Raw genomic sequence first — 22,916 nt, 5'->3', positions numbered from 1 at the left:
AGGAGGCACGGCATGAGCACAATCACAGACAGCTATTTCTCCGCCCTCATTGGCCGGCTGGAAACCCTGCGCGAAGCGCTGGCGGAACCGATGTCGAGGGCCGCCGCCGCCATCAGCACGGCAGCGCGCGCCGATCGCCGCGTCTATGTCTTCGGCACCGGCCATTCGCATATGCTGGCGGAAGAGGTGCACTATCGCGCCGGCGGCTTGGCTTTCACCATCCCGGTGCTTGTGGGATCCGCCATGCTGCACGAAGGCGCCGTCATCAGCTCGGTCTATGAACGCACGGAGGGCCTCATCCGCCCGATCTTCGAGCGCTATGGCATGCAGCCGGGCGACGTGCTGATCATCGCCTCCAATTCTGGCGTCAATGCCGCGCCGATCGAGGCCGCCGATTTCGGCCGAGAAATCGGCGCGACCGTCATCGCCATCACCTCGTTCGCCTATTCGGCCGCCATCGCCAACGGCCGCAGGCGGCTTGCTGATATCGCAGATATCGTGCTGGACAACGGCCTGCCGCCGGGCGACGCCATCATCGACCTGCCGGGCACCGACCTGAAGGTCGGGCCGGCATCGACGGCCATCGGCACCACGGTGCTGAACGCCATCTTTGCCGATGTCGCCGCCGAGCTTTGCAAGGACGGCGAACCGCCCGTCTACCTCAGCGCCAACATGCCGGGCGCCAAGGAAACCAATCAGCGGCTGGTGAAGAAATATCGGCCACGCAACCCGCATCTCTAGAAACGCGCGGCGGTTTTCAGTCCGGAATTGCATGAAAGCAAACGATTGGAGCGGCTCAGCGATCCCATGGAAAGCTGAGCCGCTCCAATTGATGTTATTGCGCCGCCGCGTCTGAGGCTGACGGCTCTTCCACCACTGCCTCCGTCTGCTTGCGCCGCCTGCGCAGCACGACGTAGAAGACCGGCGTCAGGAACAGGCCGAACAGCGTCACGCCGAGCATGCCGGAGAATACGGCCGTGCCGAGCGACTGGCGCATTTCCGCGCCGGGTCCGGTCGCAATCATCAACGGCACGACGCCGAAGATGAATGCGAAGGCCGTCATCAGGATCGGGCGCAGACGCAGATGGCTGGCCTCGATCGCCGCCTCCACCGCGCTCTTTCCTTCGAGCTGCGCCTGACGCGCGAATTCGACGATCAGGATCGCGTTCTTGGCCGCAAGGCCGATCAGCACGATGAGCCCGATCTGCGTCAGGATATTGTTGTCCATGCCTCTCAGATGCACCCCGATCAATGCGGCGAGCACCGCCAGCGGCACGATGAGGATGATGGCGAGCGGCAGCGTCCAGCTTTCATACTGGGCCGCAAGCGCAAGGAAAACGAAGATGACCGACAGGGCGAAGATATAGACCGCCGTATTGCCGGTATTCCTTTCCTGATAGGCAAGCTCCGTCCATTCGAAGGTCGTGCCCGTCGGAAGAAGGTTCTTCGCCAGCCCCTCCATGGTGTCGAGGGCCGTACCGGTGGAGACGCCCGGCGCCGGATTGCCCTGGATGGGAACCGACACATACATATTGTAGCGCTGCACCAGCGTCGGCCCGGTCGTATCCCGGATATCGACGAGGGTGCCGAGCGGCACCAGCGCGCCAGTGGCTGAGCGAACCTTCAGCGCCAGAATATCCTCCCGGTCCATGCGATATTGCTGGTCGGCCTGCGCCCGCACCTGATAGACGCGGCCGAAGGCATTGAAGTCGTTGACGTAGGACGTGCCGAGGTTGATCGACAGCGTCTCGAAGATGTTCGGGATCGGCACGTTCAGCGCCCGCGCCTTGTCGCGGTCGATCGCCAGGAAATATTGCGGGCTGTTGGCCGAGAAGGTGGTGAAGACGCCGCTGACACCCTTATTCTGTGCGGCAGCGCCCATCATTTGATAGGCCAGCGGCAGGATCCGGCGCATGTCGGGATTTTCGCGGTCCATGATCTGCATCTTGAAGCCGCCGGAATTGCCGACGCCGCGGATCGATGGCGGCGGAATGGCGATGATGAAGGCCTCCTGAATGCCCTGGAGGCTACCATAGATCTGGCCGATGATCTTCATGGCCGTCTCGCCGCTCTTCAATCTCTCCTCGAAGGGTTTGAAGGGCGTGAAGATGACGCCCGAATTCGAGGCATTGGTGAAGGTCGCGCCATTGAAGCCGGCAAAAGCAACCGCGTTTTCCACGCCAGGCGTCTTGTTGATGATCGCGGTCGCCTTCTCGATGACGGCATTGGTGCGCGCCAGCGACGCTCCATCCGGCAATTGCACGACGACGATGGCATAACCCTGGTCCATTGTGGGAACGAAGCCCTGCGGCACGATCCTGCCCATGAACCAGGTCGCGCCGAGCAGCCCGACGAACACGAGAAGAGCGCAGCCAAGCGCGACCCAGGTGGTGACGAGATGGCGGATGACCCAGGAATAGCCCCTGCTCATCGACTCGAAACCCCTGTTGAACTCATCGCCCAGAGCGCGACCGAAACGCGAGACGATATTGTTGGATTTCTTGTGGTCGTGTGGACGCAGCACGATGGCGGCAATCGCCGGCGAGAGCGTCAACGAATTCAGGCAGGAAATCGCCGTTGCGATGGAAATGGTCACGGCGAACTGCCGGTAGAACTGTCCCGTTATGCCCGGAATGAAGGCCGTCGGCAGGAAGACGGCGATCAGGACCAGCGAAATCGCCAGAACCGCAGTGCCGACCTCGTTCATCGTCACATGCGACGCCTCCTTTGGCGTCATCCCGAGCGCCAGGTTGCGCTCGACGTTTTCGACGACCACGATCGCGTCGTCGACGACGATGCCGATGGCGAGCACCAGGCCGAACAGCGTCAGCATGTTCAGCGAGAAACCGAAGGCAAGCAGGAAGGCGAAGGTGCCGATGAGCGATACCGGAATGGCGACGATCGGAATGATCGCCGTCCGCCACGACTGCAGGAAGACCAGCACGACGATGGCAACGAGCACGGCTGCCTCGAAGATCGTCTTATAGACCTCGTAGATCGATTCCGCGATGAATTCGGTCGGATTGTAGACGATGCGATATTCGAGGCCCTGCGGAAAATCCTGCGCCAGGCTCTGCATCGTCTTCTGGATGCTTGCGGCGGCGTCAAGCGCATTGGTGCCGGGGCGGGCAAAGATGCCGAGCGCAACCGCCGGCTTGCCGTTCAGATAGCTGTTGGTAACGTAGTCCTGCGCGCCGAGCTCGATACGCGCCACGTCCTGCAGCTGCACGAGCCGGCCGCTATCCGTCGCCTTGACGATGACATAGCGGAATTGCCGCGCATCGGAAAAACGCCCCTGGGTCGTCACCGTATATTGAAAGGCGTTGGTGCCCGAAACCGGCGGCCCGCCGATCGAGCCGCCGGACACCTGCACGTTCTGGTCCCGCAACGCCTGGACGATGTCGCCTGCGGTCATGCCGTAGGCGGCGAGCTTTTCCGGGTCGAGCCAGATGCGCAGCGAATATTGCCGCTCGCCGAAGAGCTGCACGTCGCCGACACCGTCGAGACGGACGAGAAGGTCGCGGATGCGCGTTCGGGCATAGTTGGAGATATAAAGCTGGTCGTAGCGGTTGCTCGGCGAGAGCAGATGCACGACCATCATCAGGTCGGGCGAGCTTTTGACCGTGGTGATGCCGATGCGGCGGACATCATCGGGCAGGCGCGGTTCGGCAATGGCGACGCGGTTCTGCACCAGCACCTGCGCCTTGTCAAGATCGGTGCCGAGCTTGAAGGTGATGGTCAGCGACATCGAGCCGTCGGCGCTGGAATAGGAGGACATGTAGAGCATGTCTTCCACGCCGTTGACCTCCTGCTCGATCGGCGTCGCCACCGTATCGGCGATCGTCTGGGAATCGGCGCCCGGATAGGAGGTGCGCACCACGATCGTGGGAGGCGCGACCTCCGGATATTGCGCCACCGGAAGCTGGAAATAGGCAATGCCGCCGACGATCAGCAGCACGATGGACAGAACCGACGCGAAAATCGGCCGGTCGACGAAAAAATGGGAAAACCTCATTGATCCGTCCCCTGTGCGTCCGCCTGAGCCGGCGGCTCGTCATTCGACGCTTCCTGCGGCAATTCGATCAGCTGAGGCGCGACCTTGACGCCGGGCCTGATGCGCATCAGGCCGTTGACAATAATGGTCTCATCACCAGTCATGCCGTCGCGGATCACCCGGTAGCCATAAAGCTTCGGCCCGACCCGCACCGACTTCGGCGTCACGTTGCCGGCCGTGTCGACGACATAGACGACACGCTGGTTCTGATCCGAACCGATGGCTTCGTCGGGCACCAGAATCGCCTTGTAGCTGTTAGAGCCCTGCACCTGGATGCGCCCAAACAGGCCGGGCTGGAGAATGAGATCGGGGTTGGGGAAGGTAGCGCGAACACGGATCGTACCCGTTTGATTGTCCACACGGTTTTCCGCAAAGTCGAGCTTGCCCTTGAAAGACTTCTGGTGAGAGTCGGCGATCGTCACGGTGACGTTGAGACCGCCGCCGCCCTGCTGCAAGGCGCTGCCGTTCTTGCGCGCCTCGTCGGCATAGGAAAGCAGCCGGCGCTCATCGACGTCAAAATAGAAATCGATCGGGTCGAGAGACACGATGGTCGTGAGGATGGTCTGATCGGCCTGCACGAGATTGCCGACGGAAATCAGCCGGCGGTCGATCCGGCCGCTGAGCGGCGCGGTGATCTTGGTGAAATCCATGTCGAGATTGGCGCGATCCACGGCCGCCTCCGCCCCACGCACATTCGCCTGTGCCGAGATCAGGTCGCGGCGGCGGTCGTCCAGGTTCGAGGCCGACTGGCTGCCCGTCGTCGACAGGGATTCCGTCCGCTTGAATTGCGCATCGGCAAGCGTGAGCGACGATTTCGCCACCTCCAGCGACGCCGTCGCCTCGTTCAAGGTGGTGATGAACGGCCGCTGGTCGATGACAAAGAGCAGATCGCCCTGCTTGACCATGGTGCCGTCCTTGAAATGCACCTCCTGCAGATAACCGCCGACCCGCGAGCGCACGGAGACCTCGTCGACCGCCTGGAAGCGCCCGATGAACTCGTCGCTGTCGATGACATCGCGAACGACGGGCTTGGCGACCGTGACGGGCGCAGCCGGCGCGCTTTGCGCCAGCGCCTGGGCGCTCGAGAAAACGGTGATTACACAGCTGAACAAAATGGCACGCGGCAGCATCGGCATGAAGGCCCCCTCGAAAAACCGCACACGGCAATAAGCGCCGCCGCGTTAAACGTCTACGATATTTGCCTGCAACTTTTACGAAGGACCTGTCGCCATCAGGCGAAATCCAATCAAGTCTCTTCGGACTTCCCCAACATGCGCCACGGGCCGCGCCGGCCCGGGGGTATCAACCGGCTCATCGTCCGGCAGCATGCGTTAATGTATAAACAGTTTATCGGATTCGACAACAGGGAATGAAGCGGCCGCGACCGAGCGCAACCGATTGTTTTTTCTAATATAGACGGACGCGCATAGGGCGAGCTGGCAGAGATATCAGCCCTCCAGCTCCTCGCGCAGCATTTCAAGCTCAAGCCATTCCTCTTCCATCCTGATCAAGCTTTCGCGCAGCTTTTCCATCTCTGCCGCAAGACGATTGAACGTAGCGGGATCCTTGGTGAAGAGAGTGGGATCGGCCATTTTCTTCTCGCGGACGGCGATCTCCGCTTCCGCCTTGGCCATTTCCTTGGGCAGGTTTTCCAATGCGAATTTCTGCTTGTAGGAAAGCTTGGCCTTGCCTTTCGAAGCGTCCGCGGCGGATGACGCAGTCTCTGCGGCCCTCGGCTTTTCAGCCGCCTTTTCCGCCCGCTTGCGCTCTTCCATCGCGCCCTTGCGCTGGGTGAGCATGTCCGAATAGCCGCCGGCATATTCGATCCATCGGCCGTCCGGATCTTCCGGGTTGGCGGGCGCGATCGTCGAGGTCACGGTGCGGTCGAGAAAATCGCGGTCGTGGCTGACGAGGATGACCGTGCCGGAAAAGCCGGCGACGATTTCCTGCAGCAGATCGAGCGTCTCGATGTCGAGATCGTTTGTGGGTTCGTCGAGGATCAGCAGATTGGTCGGCCGCGACAGGATACGCGCCAGCATCAGCCGGGCGCGCTCGCCGCCGGAAAGATTCCTGATCGGCGTGCGGGCCTGCTCCGGCTGAAACAGGAATTCCTTCATGTAGCCGGTTACATGCCGTTGCTCGCCGTTGACAAGCAGGTTTTCGCCTCGCCCGTCGGTCAGGTAGTTGGCAAGCGTGTCCTCGGGATCAAGCTCTTCGCGCTTCTGGTCGAGCGTGGCGATCTCCAGATTGGTGCCGAGCTTCACCGTGCCACTCTCCGGGGCCAATTGGCCGGTCAGCATCTTCAGGAGCGTCGTCTTGCCGGCGCCGTTCGGACCGACGAGGCCGATGCAATCGCCGCGATGCACGCGGATCGAAAACGGCGCCACGATGACGCGTTCGTCATAGGCCTTTGTAATCTTCTCGGCCTCGATCACCAGCTTGCCGCTCTCCTGCGCATACGCGGCGGTCGCCTGCACGGAACCCAGCGCGCCCCTGTGGCCACGATGGCGCGAGCGCATGTCGTGCAATTCGCCGAGGCGACGCATGTTGCGCTTGCGCCGCGCGGTCACGCCGTAGCGCAGCCAGTGCTCCTCGCGCTCGATCGCCTTGCCGAGCTTGTGCTGCTCCAGCTCTTCGGCTTCCAGCACCTGATCGCGCCAGGCTTCGAAGAATGCAAAGCCGCGATCGAGCCGCCGCGAGGTGCCGCGATCGAGCCAGACGGTCGCCGTCGAGACTTTTTCGAGGAAACGACGGTCGTGCGAGATCAATACCAGCGCGCTGCGGGTCTTCTGCAGCTCGCCTTCCAGCCATTCGATGGTTGGCAGGTCCAGATGGTTTGTGGGCTCATCGAGCAGAAGGATGTCCGGCTCCGGCGCCAGAACGCGGGCAAGAGCCGCACGGCGCGCTTCGCCGCCCGAAAGGTTCTTCGGATCTTCTTCGCCGGTGAGGCCGAGATGCGACAGGAGATAGGTGACGCGATAGGGATCGTCGCCAGGCCCCAACCCGGCTTCGGCATAGGCGGCCACCGTCTTGTAATCGGCGAAATCCGGCGCCTGTTCGAGATAGCGCACGGTCGACGACGGATGACGGAACACTTCGCCGGACTGCGCCTCGACCATGCCGGCTGCGATCTTCAAAAGAGTCGACTTGCCCGAACCATTGCGGCCGACGAGGCAGATCTTGTCACCCGGCTCCACCTGCAGCCCGGCGCCGGCGAGCAGGGGTGCTCCGCCGAAGCTCAGGAAGATGTCGTCGAGTTTCAGAATGGGAGGGGCCAAGATCAGACTCCGCTGAGATCATAAGGGCGGGCAAGGACGATCGCCCTGCCGCTGCCGAGCGAAACGCGCACAGCGCCTTCCGCCACATTGGAAATGGTGCGCGACGTGCCGAAGGGCAGATGGAAATCGCGCAAGGGATAACGGGCATTGTCGATGAAAAGCCCCGTAAGGTCGCTGAAACCGAGAACCGAAAACAGCGATCCGGCCGGTAGCTGAAGCATCAGCTCTCCCGGCGGAAGCGGCACCGCTTCCTCATCACCGGAGGTCAGCAGCACATCAAAGCCCTTTTCGGCGAGCTGGACGCCGTAGAGCAGGTGCTGGATCGCATGATCAGACCGTTCGCCACCCATGGCCCCGGCGAGGATCAGCCTGGTCGCCCCACGATCGATTGCCTCCGATACGGCAATCTCGCCATCGGTTGCCGCTTTCGCCGCCGGATAGGGCTGCTTCGGCACCTTGGGAAACGCCGCGAGGAGGTCCGCGGGCGTGGAGTCGAAATCGCCGACCCAGAGCTCCGGCTCTACGCCAAGCGCCACGGCATGGCGCATGCCGCCATCGGCCGCGATGAAACGGCTACCGGAAACCGCGGCGCGCAACCGATCCGTCATGCGAAGCTCGCCGCCGAGTAGGATGGTGAAGGTGGTGGACTGGCTCATGCGCCAAGCCCATAGCGCAAAGTCGTATCCCTAGGGAAGAGCGCCGTTCGCAAGAACGACCCGTGTCGGCCGCTCAGTCGGTCGTTTCCTTGAGGCGGGCCTCAATAACGCGTTCATAGCCTGTGACATAGCGATCGAACAACAACGAGAAACTCTTGATTTCCTCAGCCGACCAATCGGCAAAGATGCCGCCGATGACGGAGTATTTTTGCGCCTGAATTTCCGACAGCAACCGTTGCCCGAGCGCGGTGAGCACGACGACGATGCGCCGCGCATCTGCCTGGGACGCCTTTCGCCGCAAGACACCGCGCGCCACCATATCGGCAACGATGCGGCTCGCCCGCGACGGATCGATGCGCAGGATGTCCGCAATCGTCCCGACGGTGACTTCGCCTGTGGCCTCTGCCCGCCTCACGACGTCGAGCACATCGAGATGCGAAAGCTCAAGCCCCGGGGCGACGTTCTGAATGGCGAGCCTGCCGATCATACGGCGGCCTGTCAGCAGGCGCATGCGCGTCATCGCCTGACCGATCAGCAGGAGATTCGCGTCTTCGGTCAGCGGCGGGCCTTCAACTTCACGTGTATTCATCGCTGATGTCATTTTTCCACCATATCAGAGGCGGAAAAGAAATAAAACATGCAAACAGCATTCACCTGTCATTGACAATTATATGCTAACAGCACATATGTTTCCTATATGAAACCGGGGCGCCCCGCGCATTCGCTCGACTGCGCAGCGTTTCGGACAAGCTCGGATATCTTGCTCCATGGACATGCAGACAACGTTCGCGCCGCTCGTGACGGATCCCAGGCGGCGGCTTATTCTCTTCCTGTTTCTGATGACCGCCATGTTCATGGCAACGCTCGACAATCAGATCGTATCGACGGCACTCCCTACCATCGTCGGCGAGTTCGGGCATCTGGAACGCTTCGGCTGGATCGGATCGGCCTATCTTCTCTCCCTTTCCGCCGTGATGCCTGTTTATGGCAAGCTCGGCGACCTCTTCGGCCGCAAATATGTGATGATGACGGCGATCGCGATCTTCACTGTCGGCTCCGCCGTCTGCGGCCTCGCGGTGTCGATGAACACGCTGATCGCCGCCCGCGTGCTGCAGGGCTTCGGCGGCGGCGGCATCATGGTGTCGATCTTCGCTGTCAACGCCGATCTCTTCGAGCCGCGCGAACGCGCCCGCTACCAGAGCTATTCGAGCCTCGTGCTGATGGCGTCCGGCGCCATCGGCCCCGTCCTCGGCGGCACGATGAGCGATCTGTTCGGCTGGCGCTCGATTTTCCTCGTCAATGTGCCGATCGGCTTCGTCGTGCTCGCCGGCCTCGCCACCATGCTGCCCTACCGCAAGCCGGCCCGCCGGCCGAAGATCGATTATGCCGGCGCGCTTGTTCTTGCACTGACGACGACAAGCATCGTGCTCGCCGCAGACGGCACCGAGCTCTTCGGATCGCTGCTGTCGCCGCAATGCCTCGGCATCATCGCCTTCGGTGTCATCTGCGCCATCGCCTGGGTCTTCATCGAGCGGCGTGCGCCCGAACCAATCGTGCCGATGACACTGTTCCGCAATCCGACATTCGGCCTGCTCCTCATCATCTCGATCACCAGCGGTGCGGTCGCCATCGGCATGGTCAACTACTTCGCTCTCTTCCTGCAGACGACGACGGGCCTCTCGCCCTCGCTGGCCGGCCTGCTGTTCATCCTTTTGACCGGCGGCATCGTCTGCGGCTCGCTTTCCGCCGGCAGGTTGATCGCGGCAAGAGGCCGCTACAAACCCTTTGCCGTCACCAGCGCCGCCTGCAGCACCATTGCTTTCGGCTCGCTCGCCTTCGTCCATGCCGGCACGCCCATCGCCGTCATCGGCGGCCTGATGCTGCTGCACGGCATCGGTATCGGCCTTGCGCAGCAGGTGCCTGTCATCGGCGTGCAGAACGCCGCCAATAGCCGCGACGTCGGTGCTGCTACCGGCGCGGTGACGCTGTCGCGGATGGGCGGCGCCTCGATCGCCATCTCCATCTATGGCGCCATCATCGCCGCCAAGCTCGGCAATGTCAGTGTCTCGATTTCAGGCGTTTCCGACATCAAGGAACTGACGCCGAAGATGATGGCGGCCCTGCCGGAAGCCACCCGCGAAGCCGTCGCCAATGCCTATGCAAGTGCCTTCAGTCCCCTGTTCATGACGGCAGCCGGCATCTGCCTGCTCGGCCTTCTGACAGCGCTCACGCTGAAGAACGTGCAGCTGCCCGGCGCCACCAAGAAATTCGAAAACACGGTTGCCGCCGAAGCCGCCGAATAGATCGTGCGGCCTGCAATCGACGGGGGAATCATTCCCCTTGTCATCCCTTCGTCGCAAGGCTAAATCTGCCGATGCTCTAACGGGGTGCCTTATGTCCTTTGGGATATTTGGCTGAGAGGCTTTGACAGGCCAACCCGCGGAACCTGATCCGGCTAACACCGGCGGAGGGATTAGACGCGTGACCAAATCATAGCGCCCTTTTCCCCTTCAAGACGAAACCAAAGAGGAGGCGCTGTCATGCACGACCGATCGCTATTGTCATTCTTCGCCGGCCTGGCTCTCGCCGCCGGCACGACGTTTTTTACTGCCCAGGCCGCCCAGGCTGCCAACAAGACGCTGACCATCTACACCTATGAGAGCTTTACCGCCGATTGGGGTCCCGGCCCCAAGGTCAAGGCCGCCTTTGAAAAGACATGCGGCTGCACGGTCAACTACGTCAGCGTCACCGACGGCGTGGCGCTTCTGTCCCGCCTCAAGCTCGAGGGCGCCGGCACCAAGGCCGATATCGTTCTCGGCCTCGACACCAATCTTGTCAATGAAGCCAAGGATACCGGCTTGTTCGATGCGAGCGGCGTCGACACATCGGCGCTCAAGGTTCCCGGCGATTTCAAGGATGATGTCTTCGTGCCCTATGATTACGGCCATTTCGCCGTCATCTATGACACGCAGACGGTCAAGAACCCGCCGAAGAGCATGAAGGATCTCGTCGAGGGCGATCCCCAGCAGAAGATCGTCATCGAGGATCCGCGCACCTCGACACCGGGCCTCGGCCTCTTGCTCTGGGTCAAGTCGATCTACGGCGACAAATCAGCCGATGCCTGGACCAAGCTCAAGGGCCGCATCCTGACGGTGACGCCCGGCTGGTCGGAGGCCTATGATCTCTTCACCAAGGGCGAAGCGCCGATGGTGCTCTCCTACACCACGTCGCCGGCCTATCACATGATCGAGGAAAAGACCGACCGCTATCAGGCGGCTGCCTTCTCCGAAGGACATTACATCCAGATCGAGGTCGCCGGCCTCGTCAAATCGTCTTCGAATAAGGACCTTGCCCGCGATTTCCTGAAATTCATGGTGTCGCCGGCCTTCCAGGACATCATCCCCACCAGCAACTGGATGATGCCGGCCTCCGCTACATCGACGCCGCTGCCGGACGCCTTCAGCAAGCTCGTGGTGCCGACGAAGACCTTCCTCATGAGTCCTGAAGTCGTCGAGAAGAACCGCAAGGCCTGGATCGACGAATGGCTGGCCGCCACCAGCGGCAACTGACATCGCGACTATGCTGACGGCACTCGAAAGAAGACGCGCCATTTCCGGCGGGGCGCTCAGCCTCGCCGGCATCGCGCTTTTCGTCGGGATCGCCGTCGTCGTCCTGCTTGCCGCCGGCATCGAATCCGGCGGCGACTCCACGCTCGCAGATCCGTATCTGCTGCGCGTGCTGCGGTTCACGCTGCTGCAGGCGACCCTGTCGGCGCTGCTCTCCATCGTGCTTGCCATCCCCGTCGCCCGCGCCCTGGCGCGCCAGCCGCGCTTTCCCGGGCGGCTGTGGCTGATCCGCCTGATGGCCGTGCCCATGGGCCTGCCTGTCCTGATCGGCGCGCTCGGTCTGCTCGGCATCTGGGGGCGCCAGGGATTGCTCAATCAGGCCCTCACGGCACTTGGCCTGTCGCAGCCCGTCAGCATATACGGCCTTGCCGGCATCCTGCTGGCGCATGTCTTCTTCAATATGCCGCTTGCCTGCCGGCTGATGCTCGCCGGGCTGGAGCGTGTGCCGGCGGAATATTGGCTTGTTGCCGGAGGCCTCGGCATGCGACCCGCCTCGGTCTTTCGCTTCATCGAATGGCCTGTCTTGCGCGGCCTCATTCCCGGCATCGCCGGTCTGATCTTCATGCTCTGCGCCACCAGCTTCACACTGGTGCTGATCCTCGGCGGCGGCCCGGCCGCAACCACGCTGGAAGTCGCGATCTACCAGGCGCTGCGCTTCGATTTCGATCCCGGTCGTGCCGTATTGCTGTCGCTGCTGCAGATCGTCGTCACAGCCGCAATCCTCGGCGCGATGACGCTGTTTCCCTCGCCTGACGATCATGGGCTGACGAGCGGCCGCGCCCTGCGGCGCATCGACGGGCAGCTGCGCGCCGCGCGATGGGTCGATGCTGTATTGCTGTCAAGCGCTGCCCTCTTCATCGGCCTGCCGCTTGCCTCGGTCGTCGTCGCCGGCCTCGAAGCCGATCTTCTCAAGCTCGCCGGTCAGACGATCTTCCTGCAGGCGGCTGTCACGAGCCTCGCCATCGCACTCGCCGCCGGCCTTCTGGCCGTGGCGATATCGTTCGCGATCATCCGCGCCCGCTCGGTGATCTCGGCCGACCGCAACAAGACCTTCAGCCTGCGCGGCCTGGCGACGGCTCTGAGTGGAACCTCCTCCCTCATCCTGCTCGTTCCGCCGATCGTGCTGGCAACCGGCTGGTTCCTGGCGCTCAGGCCATTCGGCGATCCCAGCCGCTTCGCCGCCGTCCTGATCGTGACAATCAATGCGCTGATGGCGCTGCCCTTTGTCATCCGCGTCCTCGAGCCGGCTTACGTGGTTCATAGACGCCGCACCGAGCGGCTGGCGGCGAGTCTCGGCCTTGAGGGGATTTCTCGCCTGCGCCTGATCGACTGGCCCGGCCTGCGCAAACCGCTTTTCACGGCGCTCTCCTTCGCCATCGCGCTTTCGCTCGGCGATCTCGGCGCTGTCGCTCTTTTCGGCTCCGACAGCCTGATGACCCTGCCCTGGCTGGTCTACAGCAAGCTCGGCAGCTACCGCACCAACGATGCCGACGGATATGCCTTGATCCTCGGCGTGGTATGCCTTCTCCTCACCATCGCCGGCACGGCGGGCCAAGGCACCCGCGAAGACGAAGGCAGGCGAAATGACTGACCGCGGCGACATGATCGAACGCAGCATCGCGATGACCGGCGTAGAACTGCGCCTCGGCACGCATGATTTCCGCTTCGATTGCGCATTGCCGGAGGGCAGGATCATTGCCATTGCCGGCCCCTCCGGCTCGGGCAAGTCGACCTTCCTCAACCTGTTGGCCGGCTTCGAGCAGCCCGATCGCGGCCGCGTCCTGCTTGCCGGACAGGATGTGACCGGCAAGCATCCCGCCGAGCGGCCGGTATCGCTCGTCTTCCAGGACAACAATCTCTTTGCCCATCTGGATCTCTTCACCAATGTCGGCCTTGGCATCAGCCCGTCGTTGAAACTCTCCGCCCGGGACCGTCAAAGGGTCTCGGAAGCCCTGGCGCGTGTCGGGCTCCCTGGTTTCGACAAGCGCAAGCCGGGAACGCTTTCCGGCGGAGAGCGGCAGCGCGCAGCCTTCGCCCGGGCACTGGTGCGCGACAAACCGATCCTGCTCCTGGACGAACCCTTCGCCGCACTCGATCCTGGGCTGCGCTCCGGCATGGTCGAGCTGCTGAAGGCTCTCCACCACGAAAGCGGTAATACGGTCCTCATCGTCTCGCACGATCCGGCCGAGGTCAGGCGTCTTGCCGACCATGCGGTCTTCATCGACGGCGGCACGATTCGGCTTTCCGCGCCCATCGAAGCCTTCCTGAAGGAGGGCGGCATTCCGGCACTGACCACATTTTTGCAGCATTGAATGCGACGCAGCATGCTGTTGCCGGTTTTGCCTTAATTTCGTCCAGCCAAACGGCTGAAAGTCCTGAGAGAAATGCTTGCTAAAATACAACGCTGCCACATTTAAACGGAGTCTCGCTATGCAACCGGTGCCAAAATCGGCTAGAGCAAGGGGTGGAGACCGTCCGGTAAACGCGGATTGATGGGGTGAAAGCAACCTTTATCGGCGCGCGACGACGATCGGCCCGGTAACGATCAACCGGATTTTGGCGCCGAGCCGGCATGGCAGCGAAATGAGTGAGACACAGGTACTGAAGCAGAGCGAACGAGCAAAACGAAGGATCAGCGTGCCCGTCGCAGCCCGTTTGCGCCGCCTGGCTTCTCTTCTTGTCGCCGCGGCAATGTTGAACAGCTGCCAAACGGTGATGGATCAGTCCTATCAGCCGAGCGTTTCGCCCTCAGCCAATCCGCAGATCGTGTCCGAGGTGCAGAAAAACGATCCGCGCGCGCAGATGGGCGCGCGCGAGCATCCACGCATTCTCGCGAGTTACGGCGGCGAATACAAGGACGCCAAGACCGAACGTCTCGTTGCCCGCATCGCCGGCGCCTTGACCAGCGTGTCGGAGAACCCGCAGCAATCCTATCGCATCACCATTCTGAATTCGCCGTCGATCAACGCCTTCGCCTTGCCGGGCGGCTATCTCTATGTGACGCGCGGCCTTCTTGCTCTTGCCAACGATGCGTCGGAAGTTGCCGCCGTGCTGTCGCACGAAATGGCGCACGTGACAGCCAATCACGGCATCGAACGCCAGAAGCGCGAAGAGGCCGAGGTCATCGCCAGCCGCGTCGTCGCCGAGGTCCTGTCGAGCGATCTCGCCGGCAAGCAGGCGCTGGCCCGCGGCAAGCTGCGCCTCGCCGCCTTCTCCCGCCAGCAGGAACTGCAGGCCGACGAGATCGGCATTCGCACACTCGGCCAGGCAGGCTATGACCCTTACGCCGCTGCACGCTTCCTGAACGCCATGGAAGACTACAGCCGCTTCATGACGGCCAATTCCGATGTCGACCAGAGCCTGGACTTCCTGTCCAGCCATCCGAGCACTCCGCAGCGCATCGACCTCGCCAAGGCACACGCCCGCGAATTCGGCGAGGAAGGCAAGGTCGGCGACACCGGCCGCGACTATTACCTGAACGGTATCGACGGCCTGCTCTATGGCGACAGCCCGGAGGAAGGCTATGTGCGCGGCCAGACCTTCCTGCATGGCGGCCTTGGCATTCGTTTCGACGTGCCGCCTGATTTCCGTATCGACAACAAGGTCGAGGCTGTCATGGCGACCGGTCCTGGCGATATCGCCATTCGCTTCGACGGCGTTGCCGATACCCAGAACCAGAACCTCACGAATTATATTTCCAGCGGCTGGGTGACCGGCCTTGATCCTTCGTCGATCCAATCGATCACCGTCAACGGCATGCCGGCCGCCACCGCGCGCGCTTCTGCCGATCGCTGGGATTTCGACGTCACCGTCATCCGCGACCGCACGCAGATCTTCCGTTTCCTGACGGCGGTGCCGAAGGGGAACCTCGCCCAGCTCGATCAGACGGCCAATGTGCTGCGGTCGAGCTTCCGGCATATGACGCCGGAGGAGGCTTCATCGCTGAAGCCGTTGCGGGTTCGCGTCGTCACCGTCAAGCCCGGCGATACGATCACCACGCTTGCTGCCCGCATGATGGGCACCGACCGCAAGCTCGACCTGTTCAAACTGATCAATGCCCTGCCCACCGGCGCAAACATTGCACCGGGCGACAAGGTCAAGATTATTGCGGAATAACGGCGGGTTTACCTTCCCCCGCTCGGGAGAAGGTGTCTCTCAGGCATAGGTTGCCATACGCGGGTCGGCATCCACCAGCGCGCTGCGGAGCTTGTCCATCGCGCGGCTTTCGATCTGACGCACACGTTCCTTGGAAATGCCGAGATCGGCGCCAAGCTCCTCCAGCGTCGCCCCATCCTCGACAAGGCGGCGGGCGCGGATGATCTTCATCTCGCGTTCATTGAGGTGCTTCAGCGCCGATGCGAGCCAGATGCGACGACGTTCGCCATCGATCATGTCGGAAACCTGCTCATCCGGAAGCGGCTCGTCGCTGATGAGAAAATCGATACGTTCGGCGCTCTCCGAATCGCTTGCTATCGAAGGCGCCTGCAGCGAGGTGTCGCTGCCGGAAAGGCGCGCATCCATGGTCTGCACATCGGCAAGGCTGACGCCGAGCGTGACGGCGATTTCCTCGTGGATAGACTGAACGGTAATGCTCGAATTGCTTCTTGCGAGCTTGGCGCGCAGACGGCGGAGATTGAAAAACAGCGCCTTCTGCGCCGAACTCGTGCCGCCGCGCACGATCGACCAATTGCGCAGGATATAATCCTGGATCGACGCGCGGATCCACCAGCTGGCATAGGTCGAAAAGCGCACCTCCCGCTCCGGCTCGAAGCGGGCGGCAGCTTCCAGCAAGCCGACGTAACCTTCCTGCACGAGATCGCTCATCGGCAGTCCGAAATTGCGGAATTTGCCTGCCATCGAAATGACAAGGCGCATATGGGCGGTTGCGATCTGATTGCGGGCGCCGCGATCGTCGTGATCCTTCCAACGTATGGCGAGATCATGTTCTTCGTCACGATCTAGATATGGAGCAGCCATCGCAACTTTAATCATGCGCCGATCTGCAGACATATTCGTCATATGCATCTCCTGGGTTCGGCCTCAAGTCGTCTCTGTGCCGCGGTCGACGAAAAGGGCAGCAAGCGTCGTTTCCGAACATCCCTGCTCGGATGAAAATCAATGAATGAAATGCAATTGGAGACCAATCTCCGGCTCGCCGGATAATCGATGACTAGTCTAACTCGATATCAGCGAACGAATCTGACGATTGAAGCATCTTCAGATCGCCGGGGAGCTTCGAATGAAAACGCATAGGCCGGTCCTCGTGAACATCAATGAAACAGCCAGTCGAGACAACTCACCCGTAGGAAGGAACCCGCACCGACCGCCAACACGAGCTTTAAACGCGGCAGACGGAAAAAGGTTCCAAAGAAAAAACCCGGCACGAGGGCCGGGTTTTTTGAAGCAGTATCTGACACTGGCCTTATGCGGCTTCGTCCTGGGAATCGTCTTCTTCGACGACCTTGCCGCGCTTGGGACCCTTGTTGAGATTGGCCTCGACGAGGCGAACGGCTTCGGTCTCCGACATCTTGTTTACGGCAGCAATTTCGCGCGCCATGCGATCGAGCGCGGCTTCATAGAGCTGACGTTCGGAATAAGACTGTTCCGGCTGATTCTCGGCACGATAAAGATCGCGAACCACCTCAGCGATAGAGATCAGATCGCCGGAATTGATCTTGGCATCATATTCCTGAGCGCGACGCGACCACATGGTACGCTTGACGCGGGCCTTGCCCTGGACGACCTTAAGTGCACGCTCGACGAAATCCGTCTCGGAAAGCTTACGCATGCCAATGCTCATGGCCTTCGCCACGGGCACCTTCAGACGCATCTTGTCTTTTTCGAAGTCGATCACAAAAAGCTCAAGCTTCATGCCTGCGACTTCTTGCTCTTCAATCGCGGTGATCGTACCAACCCCGTGAGCGGGATATACGATCGATTCACCAGTCTTGAAGCCATGGCGTGCTGCTGAAGGTTTTTTCTGCTGGGTCGTCATTCTTTTCAAAAACTCCCTGTTACGCACCGGTAAAGGCCGGCGCCGGGTCAGTCAGGCCCGGATGAGACGGAAGCACCGTCGGGTGACTTCATCCTGGTCCAGCCAGACTCATGCAAAAGAAACCCCTCCATCGCGATCCCAGACCCGACAACTCAAAACGTTGATATGTCAAGGAAACCGCGTACGGATTGGTGATTTGCTTTCGTGATGGTTTTGGGCATGCGAAATGCCGCTGTGGATCAGTGTAGGTAAGCTATCACAAAAATCTGAGGAAATCAATAATTTGCTTCACGCGCGCCAAAAAGGCCACGTTGACAGCCCATGCGGCCCAACGGCAATGATTCGTTCCGTGCGATATCGACTACACCTTTATCGGCAGCCTGTCACGGCTTTCGATCAGTCGCCCGCACCCGGGTTCGCCGAGAAATACTTCTCGAACTTGCCCTCTTCGCCGTCCATTTCCTTGGCTTGCGGAAGCGGATCGCGCTTTACCGTGATATTCGGCCAGATGGACGCATATTCGGTATTGATCTTCAGCCACTTGTCGAGACCCGGCTCCGTATCGGGCTTGATCGCCTCGGCAGGACATTCGGGTTCGCAGACGCCGCAATCGATGCATTCGTCAGGATGGATGACGAGAAAATTCTCGCCCTCGTAGAAGCAGTCGACGGGGCAGACTTCCACGCAATCGGTGTATTTGCAGCGGATGCAATTGTCGGTCACGACGTATGTCATGAAGCACTCCAGGAATGTCTCTAGTTTTCCGCGGATGCGCAACCTGGAACGTCGCGCCCTCCCGCGGTGCCGAACGAACAGACGAATGCCAAGCGAGCACGCGTGCCGTCCGGCTGGTTACCGGCAGGTTGATGGTGAGGTATCGACTTTGTAAGCCAATTTCAAGGACAAACAATCTTGAAAACCATCCGGGGCAGACAGAGTTTTCTAATCCCCGTCCTTGGTCAGGCGATCGATGGCGCGCCGGTCGCGTTTCGTCGGCCTGCCGCTGCCCGGCGCCCGCAAGGCCTGTTCGAACGCCGTGAGGCGTTTTGTCTCATCTGGCGGAGGCGTCAGGTCCTCGTAGAGCAGCTTGGCTTCCTCAAAGGGTCCCCTGCGTTCGCCGGGTGCACGCACGACGAGGACCAAATCGCGCCGTTCGAGGGACAGCTCGATCCGGTCGCCTGCCTTGATGCCATAGCTCGGCTGTACGACCCGTTCGCCGTTCACCCGCACGCTGCCATTCTGCACATAGACCTGCGCCAGCGAACGGGATTTCACCATGCGGGCAAAGAACAGCCATTTGTCGATGCGCTGGCGCGAACCGGAAAATGTCTGTCCCTCGTCCTTCATGGCCTATTTCTTCATCTGCTCCTTAAGCGCAGCGAGCTTTGCGAAAGGAGAATCCGGATCGATCGGCTTTTCCTTGCGCGGCGGCTTGGCTTCGAAGCGCAAAGGCTGCGACGCGCCGCGATTGTTCCGGTCGTTCCGATTGTTGCGGTCATTGCGATCGCCGCGTTCCTGGCGGTCGTTGCGCTCGGGACGGCCCCCTTGATGCGGCGGACGGCCACCATCGCGATTATTGCCGCGCGGGCCTTTGTCGGCACCACGGACTTCGCGACCGTCGCGCTTGTCACGGCCTTCGCGATTGCCTTCGCCGCTCGGCTGCTGCTGCTCGCCAGCGCGGCGGTTGCCGTTCTGAGCGCGGCCCTCGCCCTGTTGGCCACGGCGATCACCGTGACCACGCCCGCCTTGACGCTGCTGTTGATCGCTGCGACCGCCAAGACGCCAAAGCAGAACCGGCTTCGGCTCCACCGGCTCGGCTGCAACGGCCTCGGCTTCGGTAGCTTCGGTCGCCGCAACCACCGGCTCAGTCGATGCATCCGCAGCCGGAGCTGGTTCCTCGGAGGTTGATTCGGCCTCCTTGGCGGGCTCGTCGCCGGCAGCGTCGGCATCGTCGTGGTCTGCCTTTTCGGCAGCAGCTTCCGTCGCCTGCCCGGCCGGAGCCGCCACTGCATCCTGCTGTGCGAGGAAGGCTGTCGCCTCCTCCGCCTTCACGGGATCGGCACGATAGCCGAGACCCTTGAGGATCTCTTCCATATCCTCGAGCGTCGCGCCGAGGATCGAGAGCATCGCCGTCGTCGTCGTGAAGCGGCGGCCGTCATAGGCGCCTTCAGGGCGCGAAGCCTGGCCGGGCTTCCACTGCAGCAGCGGGCGGATGATATCCGCCAACCGCTCGAGAATGTCGATGCGCACCGCGCGCTTGCCAAGGAAGCGGAAGCCGGCGAGCTTGTAGAACATGCGCTCGTAGCTCGGATCGGTGACAACAGAGGTGCGGCCGGCGGCCAGCACCGGAATGAGATCGCCATAGCCGGGCTTGTCCAGGCCATCGTTCTTCAATGCCCAGAGCAGGCTGATGAGCTCGGCCGGAGCGGGCTTCAACAGCGCTGGCACGAAAATGTGATAGGCGCCGAAGCGAACGCCGTAACGGCGCATGGAGGCGCGCGCGTCCTGATCCAGCGACTTCACCTCTTCGGTGACATCGCGGCGGAAGAGCACGCCCAGATTTTCCACCAGCTGGAAGGCGAGCCCCTTGGCGAGGCCCTGCAGATCCTCAGCGCGCTGGAGGTCGTCGAGCGGCTTCAGGATCGTGCTGATGTGATGGTTCACGAAGCGCTCGATGCGGGCGGCGACATGATCGCGCGCATTGCCGGTCAACTGCTCGTCGGCGAGCAGGAGGACACGCGGCCGCATGATATGATCGCTGCCCGACAGGCGCGCCACGGGATCGCCGAGCCAGCGCACGAGACCATCGGCGCTGATCGCAAGATCGCTGTTGCCGGCCGCGTGCATGCGAGCGGCACGCGCCTCGAACTCCAGCGCAAGCGCCTTCAGCGAAGCCGACTGGACAGCCTTGGCGTCCGGCCCCTCCGTTCCGGAGATTGGCGTGAACCGGAATCCGGTCAACTGCCCCACATGATGCCCCTCGACGAAGACATCCCCATTCACACTGATTTCAGCTTCCAGCATCGCATTCTCTCTCAGGCGCTTCATGAGCACAGATGTCCTGCGATCAACAAAGCGTTTCGTCAACCGTTCATGTAACGCATCGGACAATCGATCTTCGATTTCCCGCGTCTTTTCTTGCCAGTGTGTCGGATCGGCAAGCCAACCGGGCCGGTTCGACACATAGGTCCAAGTCCTTATCTGCGCGATTCGCGCCGAAAGCGTGTCGATCTCGCCATCTGTCCGATCGGCACGATGCACCTGCTCGGCCAGGAAATCCTCTTTCACCGTGCCATAGCGCACGAGATCGGAAAAGAGGGTAGCGATAAGATCGGCATGCTGGGCGGGCGTGATACGCCGATAGTCGGGAAGCGCACAGGCCTCCCATAATTTTTCGACCCGCGCCGGGCTGCTGGCAAGATCGGCAATCTCCAGATCGCGTGACAGATATTCCAACGCCTGCTGGTCTACCGCAGGCAGCGCCCGCGTCAAGCCCTGCACGCGCGGAGCGTCTTCGAGACTGGCGCGCAGCGCGGCGATCGAGGCGAAGTCGAAATCCTTGCTGCGCCATTGCAGCACCTTCACCGTGTCGAATTCGTGCCCCTCCATACGGCGCACCAGCTCGTCGTCGAAAGGATCGACCTGACCCGTTACGCCGAAAGTGCCGTCCTTCAGATGGCGCCCGGCGCGGCCTGCGACCTGGCCGAGCTCGGCGGGATTGAGATTGCGGAACTGATAGCCGTCGAACTTGCGGTCCTGGGCAAAGGCGACATGATCGACGTCGAGATTGAGGCCCATGCCGATGGCGTCGGTGGCGACCAGATATTCGACATCGCCTTCCTGGTAGAGCGCCACCTGCGCATTGCGGGTGCGGGGGCTCAGCGCGCCGAGCACGACGGCGGCTCCGCCGCGCTGGCGGCGAATAAGCTCCGCGATGGCATAAACCTCGTCGGCGGAAAAGGCGACGATCGCCGTGCGTTGCGGCAGGCGCGTGATCTTCTTCTGCCCGGCATAGAAGAGATGCGACAGCCTCGGCCGCTCGATGACGGTAATCCCGGGCAGAAGCTGCTCGAGAATCGGCCGCATCGTGCCGGCGCCGAGCAGCAGCGTCTCGTCCCGGCCGCGCAAATGCAGGATGCGATCCGTAAAGATATGGCCGCGTTCCAGATCTCCGGCCAGCTGCACTTCATCGATGGCGACGAAGGAAGCACGCGTCTCGCGCGGCATGGCCTCGACGGTACAGACCGAAAAGCGCGCATTGGGCGGCGATATCTTTTCCTCACCAGTCACCAGCGCAACATGCTGGGCCCCGACCTTCTCAACGACGCGCGTATAGACCTCACGCGCGAGCAGCCGCAGCGGCAGGCCGATCACGCCACTGCCATGCGCCACCATGCGCTCGATGGCATAATGGGTCTTGCCGGTATTGGTAGGTCCGAGCACTGCGGTCACGCCGCGTCCGCTCAGGATCATGGGGTGCGAGATTTGAGTCATGGGTCCGTGCATGGGCGAGAAACTACCGTCTTCCGATCAGCGAGCTCCTCCTTGAAGAGAAGAACAAATGACGACCATATGTGACAAAGGCAAGACCTGAATCAAAAAACAGCGGCCGCAACAGCTGATTTCATAAACGGCAGTCTCAACCAAAAGATACATTATCCCTGCATCCCATGCGAGTCCCCCCGACTGGGGAACAGCTTGGGAACGAATCGGCGACGAATCGCTGACTCGGCGATGTTCTTCATTTGTTCACTACTATATATGGATTTCGATTCACAGAATCCCACCAGATACTGAATCGCACTTTCATGGCCTTTTTCGTGGAAAGGGGAGTCAAGCAATGAATTCGCGGGAGGCGAAATTTCACACGGATTTACGGTTAATCATTTGTAAACATACCGGATTTCCCGAGGTGCCCGCCGTCGCATTAACAATCGGGCCAAAGCCGGAACGAATCAGCGACGAATCGCTGATTCCGGCAGTTTCTGCCTTTGTTCTCTACAATATATAGCGGCTTTTCGTCGAAAGCACGCAGGACTCTGAATGGTTGAGACCGCGATTCGGCCCGAATCTTGGATTGCGGTTAATCTTTCAGCGAGCCCAGATATAATGAATCAATAAATACACCCTGTAATTGTATCCGTTAACGCTTCGACCAAAGCCGGAACGAATCGGAGACGAATCGCTGATTCGTCCGCGTATTTCGTTTGTTCACGGCCATATCTAGTAGCTGGACAGAAATGCATCGCGAGATGAAGAACGGCACGCGCCCGCCGGCCAACGCGCAAACTGGTCCCCATTAACCAA

16 protein-coding genes and 1 riboswitch are annotated in these 22,916 nt (G+C 61.4%); of the genes, 6 read left to right on the top strand and 10 right to left on the bottom strand.

Features of this window, described 5'->3' with window-relative positions; translation table 11 throughout:
- Positions 1-12: 12 nt before the first annotated feature.
- Complete coding sequence (locus GA0061101_RS04385) at positions 13-741, top strand: SIS domain-containing protein (RefSeq protein WP_092573115.1); 729 nt, start codon at positions 13-15, stop codon at positions 739-741.
- 94 nt (positions 742-835) lie between these two features.
- On the opposite strand, the gene GA0061101_RS04380 is transcribed toward GA0061101_RS04385, so the two are convergent.
- The 5 genes from GA0061101_RS04380 to GA0061101_RS04360 all read right to left on the bottom strand — a co-directional run bounded on the left by GA0061101_RS04380 (position 836) and on the right by GA0061101_RS04360 (position 8,589).
- Entirely contained in the window at positions 836-4,015 is a 3,180-nt protein-coding gene (locus GA0061101_RS04380) for an efflux RND transporter permease subunit (RefSeq protein ID WP_092573114.1), read from the bottom strand.
- Positions 4,012-5,190 carry an efflux RND transporter periplasmic adaptor subunit gene (locus GA0061101_RS04375; RefSeq protein ID WP_092573113.1) on the bottom strand — a complete coding sequence of 393 codons (1,179 nt, stop codon included), beginning with the start codon at positions 5,188-5,190 and terminating at the stop codon, positions 4,012-4,014. Before GA0061101_RS04375 ends, GA0061101_RS04380 begins: the two co-directional genes overlap by 4 nt.
- A 312-nt stretch (positions 5,191-5,502) precedes the next feature.
- Complete coding sequence (locus tag GA0061101_RS04370) at positions 5,503-7,332, bottom strand: ABC-F family ATP-binding cassette domain-containing protein (RefSeq protein WP_092573112.1); 1,830 nt, start codon at positions 7,330-7,332, stop codon at positions 5,503-5,505.
- 2 nt (positions 7,333-7,334) lie between these two features.
- Positions 7,335-7,988, bottom strand: coding sequence for a thiamine diphosphokinase (locus tag GA0061101_RS04365; RefSeq protein WP_092573111.1), 654 nt, complete (start codon positions 7,986-7,988; stop codon positions 7,335-7,337).
- A gap of 73 nt (positions 7,989-8,061) precedes the next feature.
- Positions 8,062-8,589, bottom strand: a complete 528-nt coding sequence (locus tag GA0061101_RS04360; protein ID WP_092573110.1) for a MarR family winged helix-turn-helix transcriptional regulator — start codon at positions 8,587-8,589, stop codon at positions 8,062-8,064.
- Between the two features lie 166 nt (positions 8,590-8,755).
- Here GA0061101_RS04360 and GA0061101_RS04355 point away from each other — a divergent pair, with 166 nt between their 5' ends.
- The 5 genes from GA0061101_RS04355 (at position 8,756) to GA0061101_RS04335 (ending at position 15,730) form a co-directional block, all read left to right on the top strand.
- Positions 8,756-10,291, top strand: coding sequence for an MDR family MFS transporter (locus GA0061101_RS04355; protein ID WP_092573109.1), 1,536 nt, complete (start codon positions 8,756-8,758; stop codon positions 10,289-10,291).
- A 70-nt stretch (positions 10,292-10,361) separates the two neighbouring features.
- Positions 10,362-10,478, top strand: a riboswitch (TPP riboswitch).
- A gap of 50 nt (positions 10,479-10,528) precedes the next feature.
- Positions 10,529-11,557, top strand: a complete 1,029-nt coding sequence (gene thiB / locus GA0061101_RS04350) for a thiamine ABC transporter substrate binding subunit (protein WP_092573108.1) — start codon at positions 10,529-10,531, stop codon at positions 11,555-11,557.
- A gap of 10 nt (positions 11,558-11,567) precedes the next feature.
- The gene (gene thiP / locus GA0061101_RS04345) at positions 11,568-13,205 is read left to right on the top strand and encodes a thiamine/thiamine pyrophosphate ABC transporter permease ThiP (protein ID WP_092573107.1); all 1,638 of its coding nucleotides are present in this window, start codon (positions 11,568-11,570) and stop codon (positions 13,203-13,205) included.
- Positions 13,198-13,926: a thiamine ABC transporter ATP-binding protein gene (locus GA0061101_RS04340; RefSeq protein ID WP_047553961.1), complete on the top strand. Its 729-nt coding sequence runs from the start codon at positions 13,198-13,200 to the stop codon at positions 13,924-13,926. The genes thiP and GA0061101_RS04340 overlap by 8 nt, the downstream gene beginning before the upstream one ends.
- Positions 13,927-14,305: 379 nt before the next feature.
- Positions 14,306-15,730 (top strand): M48 family metalloprotease, encoded by a 1,425-nt coding sequence (locus GA0061101_RS04335; RefSeq protein ID WP_037196164.1) that lies wholly within the window; start codon positions 14,306-14,308, stop codon positions 15,728-15,730.
- Between the two features lie 39 nt (positions 15,731-15,769).
- On the opposite strand, the gene GA0061101_RS04330 is transcribed toward GA0061101_RS04335, so the two are convergent.
- From GA0061101_RS04330 to GA0061101_RS04310, 5 genes are all read right to left on the bottom strand, one after another.
- Complete coding sequence (locus tag GA0061101_RS04330; RefSeq protein ID WP_037195866.1) at positions 15,770-16,633, bottom strand: RNA polymerase factor sigma-32; 864 nt, start codon at positions 16,631-16,633, stop codon at positions 15,770-15,772.
- 403 nt (positions 16,634-17,036) lie between these two features.
- Positions 17,037-17,609: a CarD family transcriptional regulator gene (locus tag GA0061101_RS04325; RefSeq protein ID WP_034509382.1), complete on the bottom strand. Its 573-nt coding sequence runs from the start codon at positions 17,607-17,609 to the stop codon at positions 17,037-17,039.
- Between the two features lie 396 nt (positions 17,610-18,005).
- Entirely contained in the window at positions 18,006-18,344 is a 339-nt protein-coding gene (gene fdxA / locus GA0061101_RS04320; RefSeq protein ID WP_034509384.1) for a ferredoxin FdxA, read from the bottom strand.
- 207 nt (positions 18,345-18,551) lie between these two features.
- Positions 18,552-18,956, bottom strand: a complete 405-nt coding sequence (locus tag GA0061101_RS04315; RefSeq protein WP_037195864.1) for an RNA-binding S4 domain-containing protein — start codon at positions 18,954-18,956, stop codon at positions 18,552-18,554.
- Between the two features lie 3 nt (positions 18,957-18,959).
- Positions 18,960-22,103, bottom strand: coding sequence for a helicase-related protein (locus GA0061101_RS04310; RefSeq protein WP_092573106.1), 3,144 nt, complete (start codon positions 22,101-22,103; stop codon positions 18,960-18,962).
- Positions 22,104-22,916 lie beyond the last annotated feature (813 nt).

Origin of the sequence: Martinezella lusitana, from assembly GCF_900094565.1 — a bacterium.
Classification (GTDB): domain Bacteria; phylum Pseudomonadota; class Alphaproteobacteria; order Rhizobiales; family Rhizobiaceae; genus Rhizobium; species Rhizobium lusitanum.
This window is presented reverse-complemented; position numbering and strand designations above follow the sequence as displayed.